This window comes from Ruegeria sp. I3 (genome assembly GCF_056532525.1).
Map to the genome: position 1 here is coordinate 433,863 of NZ_JBQFNI010000002.1, position 14,845 is coordinate 448,707.

Here is a 14,845-nt window from a genome sequence, read left to right on the forward strand (position 1 = left end):
ACGGTCCCTGCGGACATTGAACAAAGGGCAGACGCTTGGACATATACTCTTCGATTTTCGAACTCATCGACATGCGGAGTTTTTCGAATCTGTGGTACTGGATCGGTCTGGCCGTTCTTTGGTCATCTGCCAGCCACTGGACGATGGGGGTGCCCTATGATCTGGTGATGCGCGCCCGTCGTGTAGGTGGTCAATCAGAACAAGACCTTCTGGATGTCGCGCGGATCAACTCGAACAGAGTGTTGTATATCGTCGAAACCTCGGGTCTGGTATTGATGGCAATTTGCTGTTTTGTTTTGACAGGCCTTGCAACGTTGGGTTTCTTCTACGACGTGGAATTCGCACAGGCCGTATTCCTTCTTCTGCTCCCGATGTGTTTTGTCATGATGATCAGTATTGCGGCAGCGCGTCGATTGCAGACTCAAGAAGCGACCGTAGAAAACGTTTCCAAAACGCTGACGCGCAGTCGGACCTTTACTCAGATCATCGGTATGTTCTCGATCTTGATCACTGCGTTCTGGGGAATGTATCAGAACATTTCGATTGGTGTCCTGGGTTAGTAGTCCCTGAAAGGCAAGGTAATGACGGCTCCGAACCACGTAACAGTCGGCGGCGGCCCCGAGGGGTTTGATGCACAGCTTGTGCTGAATGAGATCGCGCGCTCGGGCGGTCCAGTCTGCCATATCGCCCGCGATGACAAACGGATGGAGGCGATGCGGGCAGCGTTGGCATTCTTTGCGCCGGACATGCCCGTATTTGTATTCCCCGGATGGGACTGCTTGCCCTATGATCGGGTGTCGCCCAATGCCGACATTTCTGCTGCCCGCGTGGCAACACTGGCTGCTTTGGTGCATCAGATGCCGCAGCGGTTCGTGCTGCTTACCACGCTCAATGCCGCGACCCAACGGGTACCCGCGCGTGCAGTGTTGCGAGAGGCCGCATTCACCGCTCGCGTAGATCAGCGCATAGACGAAGATGCCCTACGCAACTTTCTGGTGCGGATGGGCTTTACCCAAAGCCCCACGGTGATGGAGCCCGGAGACTACGCTATCCGAGGCGGTATCATCGACATCTTCCCACCCGGTGAGAGCGGTCCCGTGCGGCTGGACTTGTTCGGGGATGTTCTGGATGGTGCACGCCGGTTTGATCCTGTCTCGCAGCGAACGACTGAAAAACTTGATGTGGTCGAGCTTGCCCCGGTGTCCGAGGTCATACTGGACGAAGCCGCCATCACACGATTCCGTCAGAACTATCGCATCGAATTCGGCGCGGCGGGTACGGATGATCCCTTATACGAAGCTGTCAGCGCAGGTCGCAAGCATCAGGGGATCGAGCATTGGTTGCCGTTTTTCCATGAAGAACTGGAAACCCTGTTCGACTATCTTCCGGGGGCCTCAATCTCGCTTGACGATCAGGTCACGCCTGCTCGGCTGGCGCGCTGGGATACGATTGCGGATCAGTTTGAGACGCGAAAGCTCGCTTTGGAAAACCGCTCGCGCATGGATACGGTTTATAAACCGACGCCTCCCGGTCTGCTCTATATGGACGATGCTGCATGGGAAGATGCAGTGGGCGATCGTCGCGTTTTGCAGTTCAGCCCGCTGCCGCAGGCGAGTGGTCCGGGCGTGATCGATGCGGGCGGACGGATCGGGCGCAACTTTGCACCCGAACGTCAGCAGGAAAGCATCAGCCTGTTTGGCGCTCTGGCGGCGCATATCACCGAAAAGATGGACAAGGGGCCGGTCCTCATTGCCTCTTACTCCGAAGGCGCTCGTGAACGACTGACCGGCTTGATCGAAGATGAAGGCCTGGCCGAGGCGATCCCGGTGACCGACGGAACCCGGGTTGGAAAGCGCGGCCTGCATCTTGCGGTTTGGGCATTGGAACACGGGTTTGAAGCGCCCAATCTGACCGTGATCTCGGAACAGGACGTTCTGGGCGACCGTCTGATCCGCCAACCCAAAAAACGCCGCAAGGCCGAGAACTTCCTGACTGAAACGCAGTCGCTTAGCCCCGGTGATCTGGTGGTGCATGTTGACCACGGGATCGGGCGGTATCAGGGGATGGAGGTCGTTACGGCTGCGGGGGCCGCGCATGAATGCCTGCTGCTGGAATATGCTGAACAGTCCAAACTCTACCTGCCGGTCGAAAACATCGAACTGCTTTCGAAATATGGCCATGACGAAGGGCTGCTTGATCGCTTGGGTGGTGGCGCTTGGCAGGCCAAAAAAGCCAAGCTGAAAGAGCGCATCCGCGAAATGGCCGACAAGCTGATCCGCATCGCCGCCGAACGAGCCCTGCGGAAAGCTCCTGTCATGGACCCACCGCCGCATGCATGGGAAGAGTTCAGCGCGCGTTTCCCCTATCAGGAGACCGACGATCAGTTGCGCGCGATTTCCGAGGTGATGGAAGACATGCATTCCGGCGCGCCGATGGATCGTCTGATCTGTGGCGATGTAGGCTTTGGCAAGACCGAGGTCGCCATGCGCGCAGCCTTTGTCGCCGCGATGTCGGGCGTACAGGTTGCCATTGTGGCACCGACCACGTTGCTCGCGCGGCAACACGCGGCGTCCTTCAAGGAACGCTTCCGGGGTTTCCCACTTGAAGTCCGACAACTGTCGCGCTTTGTCTCGGCCAAAGAGGCGCAGCAAACCCGTGACGGGCTGGCGCGAGGCACTGTAGATATCGTGATCGGCACCCATGCGCTTTTGGCCAAAGGGATACGGTTCAATAATCTGGGTCTGCTGATCATCGACGAGGAACAGCATTTCGGCGTGGGCCACAAGGAACGGCTGAAACAGCTGCGCTCGGACGTGCACGTCCTGACCCTGACAGCGACACCGATCCCACGAACTCTGCAACTGTCCCTGACAGGCGTGCGTGATCTGTCGATCATAGGCACGCCCCCCATCGACCGGCTTGCGATCCGCACCTATGTTAGCGAATTCGACGCGGTAACGATCCGTGAGGCGCTGCTGCGCGAGCATTATCGTGGCGGGCAGAGCTTCTATGTGGTGCCGCGCATCTCTGACCTGCCTGAGATCGAGGAATTCCTGAAAGAGCAGTTGCCTGAATTATCCTACGTGGTCGCACACGGGCAGATGGCTGCGGGTGAGCTTGATGACCGGATGAACGCGTTCTACGACGGTAAATACGACGTTCTGCTGGCCACGACGATCGTAGAAAGCGGGTTGGATATCCCGACTGCCAACACGATGGTCGTGCATCGGGCGGATATGTTTGGCCTAGCGCAGCTCTATCAGATCCGGGGGCGGGTGGGGCGCTCAAAAACCCGCGCCTATGCCTATCTGACCACCAAACCGCGCCAGCGCCTGACGGCGACGGCCGAGAAACGGCTGCGGGTTCTGGGCTCGCTGGATACGCTCGGGGCCGGGTTCACACTGGCATCGCAAGATCTCGACATTCGTGGTGCGGGCAACCTGCTGGGTGAGGAACAGTCCGGCCAGATGCGTGATGTGGGCTACGAACTCTACCAATCGATGCTGGAAGAGGCGATTGCCAAGATCAAAGCCGGCGAGATGGAGGGGCTGTCGGATGCCGATGACCAATGGGCGCCGCAGATCAATCTGGGTGTCCCGGTTCTGATCCCCGAGGATTATGTGCCCGATCTGGACGTGCGTCTGGGCCTCTACCGCCGCCTGTCGTCACTGTCGACGAAAGTGGAACTGGAAGGATTCGCTGCCGAGTTGATCGATCGCTTCGGCAGCCTGCCGAAAGAGGTGAATACCCTGATGCTTGTCGTGCGCATCAAGGCGATGTGCAAACGCGCCGGGATCGCCAAGCTGGACGGCGGGCCAAAGGGCGCAACGATACAGTTCCACAATGATAAGTTCGCCTCACCCGAGGGGTTGGTCGAGTTCATTCAGAACCAACGCGGGCTGGCCAAGGTCAAGGACAACAAGATCGTTGTGCGGCGCGACTGGAAGAAGGACAGCGACAAGATCAAAGGTGCGTTTGCCATCGCCCGTGATCTGGCCGAAAAGGTCGTGGCTGTGAAGAAAAAGGCGAAAGCCTAGTCCCCTGTCACAAAAGTGCAGAGCTGCCAGTCACCCGCTTCGGATCTTACAAGCGCAGCGCGGTAACCGACCATTGATGCCAGAAAATCGCTGAGTAAGTAGCCCGATGTCCCATCGGTCAGTCTGATTTTCTGGTATTCCTCATCAGGTTGATAGTCAGGGACGATCACGATTTCATGACTGATCAGCGCAAGGATGGGCGCGCCACGAGACGGTGCCTGACGTAGTGTGATACTTTCACCCGAAACATAGAAGGCGGTGAAAGGGTCTACTGTAGCGGGAAGAATGATCCGCCAATAGTGCGGCATCCAGAATTCACCCTGATCGTCAAAATATCCCGGTTGGGAAACCGTTTGCTGCAATTGCGACCAGTAAAAATCACGTAGCTCCGCAGCCTCGTCCTTAAATTCTTCACCAAGCGTTTCCGGAGGCACAGTCAAGTTGGTGCGAAACTCTTCCGGTCCACCTGCTGTGCCGTGACTGAGATAGATGTCGGGACAAGCGGCGGCGACAACTGCATCGGTATCGCGTGCCTCGATTTTCGCCAGCAAGTCAGCTCGGAATGCGACCAGTGATGGATTTTGACCTGCCTCGTCGATAGGTGGAAAGGTCTGGCGCTGTGCCAGCGCTGGACTGGCAAGCAGCAGGCCCGCCACCAAAAGGAATAGCTTCATTCCGCAGCCCTCATGGCGGCTTGGGCACAGAAGCACGACGCGCCGACGGTACGGTCCGCGCGCGCCAAGGCAAGATCAAGGCGTTGCTTGATTTGGCGGATTTCTACTGTCTCGCCGCGTGCTTTCAGGCAATCATGCAAACCCTTCAAACTCCAGACATTGTCAGGGTGGATCGAGGCGCGGCTGAGCGTGCCACCCAAGCCTAGATCTTCACGATAGACTGCCTCGGCCTCGTTCACATGCCCTTGTTCGAACAACAACGCACCAAGCGCATGGCGTGTAGGTTGCATCCAACCCCATGGCTCGTCATAGGGCAGCGTGTCATCCAATTCGACCGAGCGGCGTAGATGTGCATAGGCAATCTCGTAGTTGCCTTTGCGATACTCGATTTCTCCGCGCAGCATTTCTGCTGCGATCTCCAGAAGATCGATGACCCGATTGTTGTGCAGGCGGCGGGTCTCGGGCACGCAGGTTTTTGCGGCAAGGAACAACTGCTCTTCGGCTTCGGCCTGCGCCACCTCATCAGTGGCTGCATGGGCGATGGCGCGAGCATAATGTGTTGTTGCCGTCAGAGTGCGATAGAGATCAGGGTCGTCTGGCAACTTCAGTGCCTTGGCCTCTTCCCAGCGGCCAAAGCGGATCAGGATATGCGGGCCCATGGACATGTAGCTTTCAAAATAATCCGCCATCGGCGGGCTTTCGATTCGAAGCATATCTTCGGGCGTGGTGTCCCACAGGCCCTGATTAGCCCGCAGGGCTGGTTCCATCTGACCGAGGAACAGCGCGCCATAGATAGTGAAGTGATAGTTGTGCTGTCGATAGCCGGTATAAATGTTGAACGCGCCTTCACGCTCATAATATTTCAGATCGGCCTCGGTAGCCTTTTCGTTCCAGTAGGCAACATTGTGGTAATGGCCGCACAGCACATCGATATGGGTTGGCATATGCACCAGATGCCCGGCATCGGGCACAAGTGTGCGCAGGATGTCTCCGGCCTGCAGCGCCTTTTCTGGCGTCGGCGACATCTCCATCAGGTGCACATATAGGTGAAGTAGACCGGGATGAGACATCGACGCCGGGTCATTGACCATTGCGCTCTCCAAAGCGTCTTGCGCTTCAAGGGTCGCGGCACCCTCGGCCGGTTGGCCCGTTTTCAGGTCCCACATCTGCCACGGGGTGAGGTTCATCAGAGCCTCAACATGGATCGTGCGCAGGTCCACATCATCAGGCTGTTCGGCAAATGCGGCGCGCATGGCGTCCGCATAGTTATAGTCCCACTGGTGCATGTTTTCGGTGGGGTCGCGCTGAGGGTATCGGGCGGGTAGGGCGCGGATCAACGCTTGCTCAACCGCCGTGCACCCGTCGAGCAGCGACAGCGCCTTCTGTGTTGCATCATAGGCGATGGCCAGTGATTTGGCCCGGCCCTGATCGTCCCGCAATTCCCACGGCAGGTTATAGTTTGGGCCTGCTGCATAGGCGACGCCCCAATGGGCCATGGCGCAATCCGGGTCAATTTCGGCAGCTTTCTGAAAGCACGTGACCGCTTCGTCGTGGTTGTAGCCATACGTCCAGACCAATCCGCGATCGAACCAAAGCTGTGCTTCGGGAGATGCTGTGGTGACGGCACAGGAATACGTGCCCAGATCATAATAGTCGCTCATGGCGCCCCCTCCCCACGATTTGCGGGAAGGTTAGCGTGTTTCAGCGGCTCTGCACAGATCAGGCGGGCAGTCTGTTTTCAATCCGGCCCATATGTAGCATCAGGCCGAAGCCAAGGATGCACATCGTCAGCACGCCGGTCGTCAGCGGTGTGATCGACCCGTCAAATAACAGCCCAATAGGGGCCGCGATGGCAGCCGCTAGAATTGTGGCGATCGAGCCAATGACCGAGGCAGCCATTCCCGCGATATGACCCATAGGTTCCATGGCAATGGCGTTCAGGTTGCCCATGGTTACACCGGCCATAAAGAAGATCGAGGTCTGCCATGCCACGAACACAGCAAAGGATGCGCCCGGTGATAGCGGTGTCATGTTCAGGATTATCACAATGCTTGTTATCAGAATTTGCCCGCCCAAGGCCCAGGTCACCATGCGGCGCATGCCAACGCGCACGACCACGGCAGCGTTCAAAAGGCTGGCCGAACCCGAGATCAGCGCCACGAAGGCGAACCAGAAGGGAAAGCTGTCTGCCCGATCATGGATGACGTCAAAAACCGGCTGAACCATCGTTAGCATGGTGAACAGCAACCCCATGCAAAGGGTCTGCACCAGGATCGAGAGGCGCACAGTGGGGTGTGCGAACATCTCATGCACTGCCGCAATCATCAGGGGCAGGCGGAAGGGGCGCCGGTTTTCGGGCGCCAGAGATTCAGGCAGGCGCATGGCCATCCAGATCACGATGATCGTGGCGAATATGATGAAGGACACAAAGATGCCGCGCCAGCCGACCAGTGCAATAACGCCTGCGCCTAGCAGCGGTGCCACGGCGGGGACCAGAGTAAAGATCATCATCGCAATCGAGATGATGCGCGCCATCTCGCGCCCTGAAAACAAGTCGCGAATGATCGCCATAGCCACAACGCGCGGCCCGGCCGCCCCGAGGCCCTGCGCGATGCGCGCAGCCAGCACCAGTTCAAGCGATGAGCTGGACCACGCAACAGCGCAGGCAAGTATATAGAGAGCGGCACCACCATAAATCACCGGCTTGCGCCCGACCGCATCGGAAATTGGCCCGGTAAAGAATGTGCCGATCCCCATGCCCAGCACAAAAGAGGTCAGGATCAACTGTGCTTTGTTCAGATCGTAGGGGCTGAGCTCTGCGCCGATCTCGGGCAGGGCTGGCAGCATTGAATCGATCGAAAAGGCTATCGTGGCGAACATCATCGCGATCAACGCAATGAATTCGCCCCGGGACATGCGGTCGGCCATGGGGAACTCCTTCCCGAATGCGCTATCACGGCGTTTCGGGTTGGACTAGATCAGAAATGCACAGGGGTATGTGCTATTCTGCAGGGGAAGCCTCAATCTGAGACATGATCTCAGAGATCACTTTTGCCCACAATTCAGGAGGTTGCGCGCCCGGAACGGCGTGCTGGTTTGCAACGATATATGTGGGAACCGAATTTACGCCCATTTCGCGTGAATGGCTGTCGCGGTTACGGATATCTTCTAGGTCGGCGTCTGACTGCAGCAGTTTCAGTACGACCGCTGCGTCCATGCCGACGCTGTCGGCGACATCAGCCAACACCTCATGATCACCAATATCACGCGCCTCGACGAAGTAAGCATTAAAGAGTGCATCGACCACGGCATCCTGCTTGCCCTCAATCCCCGCCCAGTGGATCAGGCGGTGGGCATCCAGCGTGTTGGGCGTGCGTTTCATGCCTTCGAAATCGATATTCAAACCTGCGTTTTCGGCATGTTCAACAACGGGCGCGTATGCGCGAACTGCTCCGTCCTTACCGCCGAACTTCCGTTCAAGGTATTCGCGCCGATCCATGCCCTCGTCGGGCATATCGGGGTTCAGCTGAAAGGGGTGCCACTCGATCACAAAGGGGTGGTCTGGCACTTCGGCGAGCGCTTTGTCCAGATGGGTCTTGCCGATATAGCACCAGGGGCAAATCGGATCGGACATGATGTCGAGCTTTACAGTGTGTGTCATTCGGACGTCGCCTTGAAATAGGCCGGCAGGGCGCGGCGCAGAAGTTTGCCGTTGCCTCCGGTGGGCAAGGCGGGCAGATGGACAAAGGCACGCGGCTGTTTGTAGCGCGCCAACTTGTCAGACACATAGGCGTGCAGGTCCGCCGCGTCCAGTTCTTCGGGGCCAGTGTAGAAGGCAACGATGATCGAACTGTCCTGTTTTACCTCAACTGCAGCTGCCCCGACCTGGGTGATCTCGGGATGGGTGGATAAGGCCGCCTCCACTTCGACCGGGGAAACGCGATATCCGCCCGCATTCATCATGTCGTCATCTCGACCCAGATAGGTGATTTGCCCATCAACGGCCATCGCGCCTTGATCACCGGTCAGGAACCAATCTCCCTGCATCCGAGCAGCGGCCTCGTCGGGGGCATTCAGATAGGTTAGCATCAGGCCCGGATCTTCGCGATGTACGGCTATTGTTCCTTCCTGACCTTGTGGCACAGGGCCATCCGGCCCAAGGATGGCAATCCGACGCCCGGGCTGCGGCTGCCCCAACGCTGTGCCGCGTGCCGGGTGGCTTGGGCTGGATGAGATGAAGGTCGAGCATTCGGACATGCCGTAAGCCTCATAAAGCTCGGTGCCGGTGGACTGGACCCATTGTTCATACAGGTGTCGCGAAAGCTTTTCCCCGGCGCAAAGGCCGTGGCGCAGATCGGGAAGGCCGGGCTGCGTGTCACTTTGCGTCATCTTCCGAAAGACCCCCGGTGCGGCTGCAAAGATGGTGGCACGATGTTGTTTCAACAGGGCAGGCAGATCGCGTATGTCTGTCCCGGGTTCAGGGATCAGAGCCGTTGCACCAATGGCCCAAGGGTCCATCAAGCCGGTGCCCAGCGTGTAGGTCCAATTGAATGCCCCCGCATGGCACAGCCGGTCCGAGGATTTCAGGCCATACCAGCCGTCGACCATCATCTGCCGAGCCCAGATGGCGCGGTGTGCATGCGCAACCGCACGGGGTTTGCCTGAAGTGCCCGAAGTGTAGACCACGTAGGCCAGCCGCTCGGGATCTCCCATGGCAAAACTTGCAGGCGGAAGTGATCGCATCCGGGCCAGTTCAGGCAGCATGATCTGATCCGGGCGCGGCGCGCAGGCGACCTGGGGATCTCGCAAAATGGCGGCTGGTTTCAGATCGTCGATGATCTTTGCGGTCTCTTGCTCGGTCAGTTGTGATGAGGTGGGCACGGGGACCAGCCCCACGGCGATTGCGCCCAGATAGGCGATCGGAAAATCGACGGTATTGCCCAATCGCATGAGAACAATGTCTTGGGCGCGAAGGCCGCTCTGCAGCAATCCTGAACCGGTGCCCATTATCGCCGAATGCAAATCGCCATAGGTCCAGTCTGTTGCACCATCCGATCTCAGCACCGAAAGCGCGGTCTTCTCAGCTGAACTTTTCGCATGGCGCAGCACATGCGCGGCAAGATTGAACGGGCGCGGGCAGGGCGCGGGCGGCCCCTGATCAAAGATCGACAACATGAGAACTGGCTATCGCCGTGCGAGGCGCGTTGCAAGCAGGGCATGCTCGCCCTATAGAAAGACCCATGGCCACCAATGATCATAAATCTATCGTCAGAATTGCCCGCGACAATGGTGTCAACACCGAGTTGGAGCCGGTCGATCTGGGCGCGCGCGTGCGCGAACTGCGTAAAGCCCGCAACTGGACGCTGGAACAGGCGGCGAGTCAGGCGGGTCTGGCTCGGTCGACACTCAGCAAGATCGAAAATGGTCAGATGTCTCCGACCTATGATGCTTTGAAAAAGCTGGCGACCGGATTGGAGATTTCGGTGCCTCAGCTTTTTACGCCGCCACAACGCGATCAGGTGATCGGTCGAATGGCAGTGACCAAGATGGGCGGGGGTGCGGCCCATGCGACCACCACCTACGAACATGAGTTGCTGGCAGAAACGCTGACCAAAAAGCAGATGCTGCCCTATCGCGCCCGTGTACGTGCACGCTCGATGGAAGAATTTGACGGCTGGGTGCGTCACGATGGTGAGGAATTTCTGTATGTTCTGACCGGAGTGGTGCGGTTGTTTACCGAGTTCTATGAGCCGGTCGAAATGCGCCGCGGCGACAGCGCTTATTACGACGGCAGCATGGGGCATAACGTCATTTCGGTCAGTGATGAGGATGCGACGATCCTGTGGGTGACGTCACTTGCTTAGGGCTTGGGCCGCTTCGCGGTTCAATGCTTCGGTGAACAGGAAATCCTCAAGCTCTTCGCGCGCCTCGTTTACGGTCAGGTGGTGACGCTCGGCCAGGTAAGCTTCGAACTGTTTGCGATCTTCGCCAACGCGCGCCATATCCCTATCGCGCAGGTTCGGAAACCTACGTTTTGCACGCGCATATGACGCGTCCCAGTCTTGCGTCAGATCAGCCCAGTTTAGCATCTGCGAGCCTTCCTTAGTTGGTGTTTCAGGATTGCTCTCCCCCAAGACAGCCTACGGAGCGCCGTGCGTTGCTGCAGACATGACAAAATGTCGCAGCCGGAGTCGGGAGATAAGATGCAAAAAACCCGCTGCGGAGATACCGCAACGGGCCCACGGACCTGCTGTAAAGTGAGTGGCGGCCGGTCCGTTATTCTGCTGGTTCGAATAACCAGTTCAGTATTTTGTGTCCGATAAATACAGCAATTAACTGCATAATTATGAACATCGGAATGTGCGCAGGGTATATCCCCGCAAAGGTATCCGTAAAGCCCCTTGCGATTGTAACGGCCGGATTAGCAAAACTTGTGGAAGACGTATACCAGTAGGCGCCGGTAATATAGAGGCCCACAAGGGCTGGTACCGTGTCCGGCTTGTGCCGAATTCCGCCGAAAATCACAAACAGCAAACCCAAAGTGGCGATAACTTCCGAAAACCACTGATGAGCCCCGGTACGATGCATCGTTTCCGAAGTTTGCAGAATCGGCAGGTCAAACATGTAATGGCTGGCCCAGACCCCCGCGATACCTCCGGCAATCTGAACAAGCATGTAAGGGGTGACCGCACGCCAGGGATGTTCACCGCGCAGCGCAAAGGCCAATGTCACTGCAGGGTTGAAGTGAGCGCCCGAGACAGGGCCGAGCGTAGTGATGATAGCGTAAAGGATGCAGCCGGTCGCAATTGCATTGGCCAGCAACGCCAGCGCGATGTTCCCGTCGGACAAGGTTTGCGCCATGATGCCTGATCCGACAACGCCGATCAGCAGGAAGGCGGTTCCGAGGAATTCGGCAAAGTACTGGCGGGCGCTCACAGCAGGGCTCCTATACGTTTGAGATGGGCCGAGAGTTCAACGCTGTCCATGGTTTCAATGGGCAGCTCCAGAAGTGCTTCGGCGCGGCGCCCAAGAATGTCATATGCGGTCCTAAAGGCGGTTTCCCAGTCTGACTGAGACGCGGCAGCCGGGTCCTCGACACCCCAATGCGCGCGTACAGGGGCGCCGGGCCAGACGGGGCATGTCTCTTCGGCGGCTGAGCCGCAAACCGTGATCACTATGTCCATTTCCGGAGCATTTTCTGCTGCAAACTCATCCCAGCTTTTAGAGCGGGAATCGCGGACGTCATGGCCTTCGGCACCAAGCAGCGTCAAGGATTGCGGATGCACCTTCCCGGTCGGGTTGGAGCCTGCTGAATAGGCGCGTACACGCCCTTCGCCGGTGTGATTGAAGAGCGACTCCAGCAGAATCGACCGAGCCGAGTTGCCGGTGCATAGAACCAGTATGTTCATGGGGGTATCCTTGGATTGATCGAGGACTATTCGGCCATTCGACCGATATCATCCACCTTGTGCTGTAGTGAGATGCGGTCGAGCGTTTCGAACGGGAGGCTTGCAAAGGCGGTGATACGGTTGCGCAGCAATCCGTAGGCCTGCTGGAATGCCAGCTGCTTTTGCGCGTCGGTTCCTTCAACTTTGACCGGATCGGGCAGACCCCAATGCGCGCTTATCGGTTGTCCCGGCCAAGCGGGGCAGGCCTCGTTGGCCGCGTGGTCGCAGACGGTAAAGACAAAATCCATCTTTGGGGCATCAGCAGCGGCAAATTCTTCCAGTGATTTTGAGCGGAGCGAGGTCGTGTCGTAGTCTTTTTGCTTCAAGAGTTCCAAAACGATTGAATTTGGTCCGTCCGATGGTGCCGTTCCTGCCGAATAAGCGCGAAACAAGCCGTTACCTTCATTGTTCAGGATGGCTTCCGCCATGATCGAACGGGCCGAGTTTCCGGTGCAGAGGAAAAGCGCATTCATTACGCGGTCAGGGGACGCCATAACGGGGTCATCCGAGGGTTGCATGCACAAATCAGGACGATTTTGACAGCAACCGCCCAGCAACTCATCAAACAGCCCGCGCACCGCTGGTAAGTTGGCGGCATATTGCAATGATGTCCCGCTGCGCGACTGCTGGATCAGCCCGGCGGATTTCAATGCATTCAGGTAGGTTGACGCAGTATTGGGTTTCAGCGCTAAAGCCTCGGCAATCTGACCCGCAGCAACGGAATCTGGATAGCGACGCATCAACAGCCGGAACAGATCCAGCCGCTTGGGATGTGCGAGTGCGTTCAGCCTGTCATGAATCTCTATTTCCATAATTCATGAAATATGGAAATAGAAAGGACTCGTCAATCCTGAAACCACCAGACCTGTGGCATATATTCTGGCCCATCGCCATAAATTGGCAGAGTGTCGGGTTGTTTCAGCTCTTTGACATGGGCGATACGGCCGACATCAAAGCTCCAGATAGGAATAACATAGCGACCCGCTGTCAGAACACGATCCAGCGCGCGCGTTGCCGCAACAAAATCCTCGTGGCTTTCCGAGGCCAGCATCGCGTCGATCAGCCCGTCCACGGCGGGCGAGGTCAGACCCATAACATTCCGCGTCCCGGGAGCGTTGGCGTTTTCGCTGCCCCAATACAGGCGTTGTTCGTTGCCTGGCGAGAGCGACAGCGCACGACGGAACGGGGTCATGTCAAAATCTTGCGCATCGATGCGTGAAGTATATTGCGCGTCATCTACTTTCTCGACTGTCAACTGGATACCCAGGCGTTCGAGGGCGCGGGCATAGATTTCCGCGATCACGCCGACATCCTGGACCACGTTCAGGCTGCCCTGGCTGATGACCAGATCAATCACAAACGGCTCACCGCTGGCGTTGCGAAGCTGGCCGTCCTGAATGGTCCATCCGGCCTCTTCCAGCAGTTTAAGCGCTTTGCGGATATTTCGGCGGTTGCGTTCGGTTCCATCGCTTTGAGGCAATTCATATCCATCCAGCGTGCTCGGTGCCAACTCGGCGGCGTAAGGTTGAAGCAATTCCTCGACACGACCAGTGGCCGGTCCGGGTTGCATCCCCAATTCCGAACCCGAGAAATAGGAGGTGATCCTGGGCTGCGCCCCGCCTGTAATGGTGTCGTTGATGAACTCGAAGTTGAAGGCCAGCGTCAGCGCCTCGCGTACGCGCCAGTCATCGAATGGCGCCTTGCGTGTGTTCATGACAAAGCCGGTCATGCCCGATGGTTTTTGATGGGGAATTTCCGTCTTCACAACATCACCGCGCTGAACCGCTGGGAAGTTGTACTGCGTGTTCCATTTATCCGCGTTGAATTCACGAACGGCCGAAAGCTCGCCAGCTTTGAACGCTTCAAACGCGACTGTGCCGTCGCCGTAGAACTCAATCCGCATGTCATCCAGATTCATCGTGCCCTTGCGGTAGGGGATATCGGCACCCCAATAGTCAGGATTGCGACGCAGGTTCACATAGCGGCCAGCCTCATAGTCATCGATTACGTATGGTCCGGAACCGATGGGTATATCGTGTAGTTGAGCGTCAGCGAACGACTTTCCCTCCCACTGCGCTTTTTGCAGGATCGGGCGCATTCCGGCGATCAGGGCCAGTTCGCGATCCGGTTCGTTAAAGGTGATCCGAACGCTGCGCGGTCCAGTCTGTTCAATGCTATCAATCTTGCCCCACAGCCCGCGATATCGCAGGTGGCCTTCGGTGCCCAGTGTCTCATACGACCAGATCACGTCATCGACAGTGACCGGCGATCCATCCGAGAATTCAGCATTTTCGCGCAGCGTGAATTCGACCCAAGTTCGGTCCGAATCTGTCTCAACTGATTCGGCTAACAACCCGTAAAGAGTGAAAGGTTCGTCCCAGGAGCGGCCCATCAGGCTTTCATGAGTCCAAAATCGCAACTGCCACGGAGCGGTACCTTTTTGCACAAACGGGTTCAGACTGTTATAGCCGCCGGTATTGCCAAATACGACCTTGCCGCCCTTGGGCGCATCAGGATTTGCGTAGGGTAGCGACACAAAATCCGGTGGTAGGGCCGGGTCACCATACATAGCTATGCCATGGGCCGATTCTGCTGACGCCATTGAGGCGGCGAAAATACAGGTGATTCCCACAATCGCGGGACGAAGGGGGCGGAGATAATCGGGGCTCATTTTGGAAACAATCCT

The 14,845-nt window shown here is 57.5% G+C and carries 13 protein-coding genes; 3 read left to right on the forward strand and 10 right to left on the reverse strand.

All coding sequences use genetic code 11. The features are described from left to right. The first annotated feature begins 35 nt into the window (after window positions 1-35). Both ACR0L9_RS06510 and mfd read left to right on the forward strand, forming a co-directional pair. Window positions 36-560, forward strand: a complete 525-nt coding sequence (locus ACR0L9_RS06510) for a component of SufBCD complex (protein WP_170396878.1) — start codon at window positions 36-38, stop codon at window positions 558-560. Between the two features lie 21 nt (window positions 561-581). Then, window positions 582-4,037 (forward strand): transcription-repair coupling factor, encoded by a 3,456-nt coding sequence (gene mfd, locus ACR0L9_RS06515; RefSeq protein ID WP_480895275.1) that lies wholly within the window; start codon window positions 582-584, stop codon window positions 4,035-4,037. On the opposite strand, the gene ACR0L9_RS06520 is transcribed toward mfd, so the two are convergent. The 5 genes from ACR0L9_RS06520 to ACR0L9_RS06540 all read right to left on the reverse strand — a co-directional run bounded on the left by ACR0L9_RS06520 (window position 4,034) and on the right by ACR0L9_RS06540 (window position 9,886). Beyond that, entirely contained in the window at window positions 4,034-4,711 is a 678-nt protein-coding gene (locus tag ACR0L9_RS06520) for an SH3 domain-containing protein (RefSeq protein WP_170636176.1), read from the reverse strand. The genes mfd and ACR0L9_RS06520 overlap by 4 nt on opposite strands. After that, window positions 4,708-6,372, reverse strand: coding sequence for a hypothetical protein (locus tag ACR0L9_RS06525; RefSeq protein WP_480895278.1), 1,665 nt, complete (start codon window positions 6,370-6,372; stop codon window positions 4,708-4,710). The genes ACR0L9_RS06520 and ACR0L9_RS06525 overlap by 4 nt, the downstream gene beginning before the upstream one ends. A gap of 58 nt (window positions 6,373-6,430) precedes the next feature. After that, window positions 6,431-7,639 (reverse strand): multidrug effflux MFS transporter, encoded by a 1,209-nt coding sequence (locus ACR0L9_RS06530; protein ID WP_480895280.1) that lies wholly within the window; start codon window positions 7,637-7,639, stop codon window positions 6,431-6,433. 73 nt (window positions 7,640-7,712) lie between these two features. Beyond that, window positions 7,713-8,372 carry a DsbA family oxidoreductase gene (locus tag ACR0L9_RS06535; RefSeq protein ID WP_170421902.1) on the reverse strand — a complete coding sequence of 220 codons (660 nt, stop codon included), beginning with the start codon at window positions 8,370-8,372 and terminating at the stop codon, window positions 7,713-7,715. Further along, entirely contained in the window at window positions 8,369-9,886 is a 1,518-nt protein-coding gene (locus tag ACR0L9_RS06540; protein ID WP_480895283.1) for a class I adenylate-forming enzyme family protein, read from the reverse strand. The genes ACR0L9_RS06535 and ACR0L9_RS06540 overlap by 4 nt, the downstream gene beginning before the upstream one ends. Window positions 9,887-9,951: 65 nt before the next feature. On the opposite strand from ACR0L9_RS06540, the gene ACR0L9_RS06545 reads away from it, so the two are divergent. Beyond that, window positions 9,952-10,575: an XRE family transcriptional regulator gene (locus tag ACR0L9_RS06545; protein ID WP_170396891.1), complete on the forward strand. Its 624-nt coding sequence runs from the start codon at window positions 9,952-9,954 to the stop codon at window positions 10,573-10,575. Here ACR0L9_RS06545 and ACR0L9_RS06550 read toward each other — a convergent pair. The 5 genes from ACR0L9_RS06550 to ACR0L9_RS06570 all read right to left on the reverse strand — a co-directional run bounded on the left by ACR0L9_RS06550 (window position 10,564) and on the right by ACR0L9_RS06570 (window position 14,830). Further along, window positions 10,564-10,800, reverse strand: a complete 237-nt coding sequence (locus tag ACR0L9_RS06550; protein ID WP_170396893.1) for a hypothetical protein — start codon at window positions 10,798-10,800, stop codon at window positions 10,564-10,566. The genes ACR0L9_RS06545 and ACR0L9_RS06550 overlap by 12 nt on opposite strands. 187 nt (window positions 10,801-10,987) lie before the next feature. Then, window positions 10,988-11,647 carry an aquaporin gene (locus ACR0L9_RS06555; protein ID WP_480895285.1) on the reverse strand — a complete coding sequence of 220 codons (660 nt, stop codon included), beginning with the start codon at window positions 11,645-11,647 and terminating at the stop codon, window positions 10,988-10,990. Beyond that, the gene (locus tag ACR0L9_RS06560; protein ID WP_170421889.1) at window positions 11,644-12,120 is read right to left on the reverse strand and encodes an arsenate reductase ArsC; all 477 of its coding nucleotides are present in this window, start codon (window positions 12,118-12,120) and stop codon (window positions 11,644-11,646) included. The genes ACR0L9_RS06555 and ACR0L9_RS06560 overlap by 4 nt, the downstream gene beginning before the upstream one ends. Before the next feature lie 26 nt (window positions 12,121-12,146). Continuing rightward, complete coding sequence (locus tag ACR0L9_RS06565; RefSeq protein WP_170421885.1) at window positions 12,147-12,971, reverse strand: arsenate reductase/protein-tyrosine-phosphatase family protein; 825 nt, start codon at window positions 12,969-12,971, stop codon at window positions 12,147-12,149. A gap of 32 nt (window positions 12,972-13,003) precedes the next feature. After that, window positions 13,004-14,830 carry an extracellular solute-binding protein gene (locus ACR0L9_RS06570; protein WP_480895287.1) on the reverse strand — a complete coding sequence of 609 codons (1,827 nt, stop codon included), beginning with the start codon at window positions 14,828-14,830 and terminating at the stop codon, window positions 13,004-13,006. Window positions 14,831-14,845 lie beyond the last annotated feature (15 nt).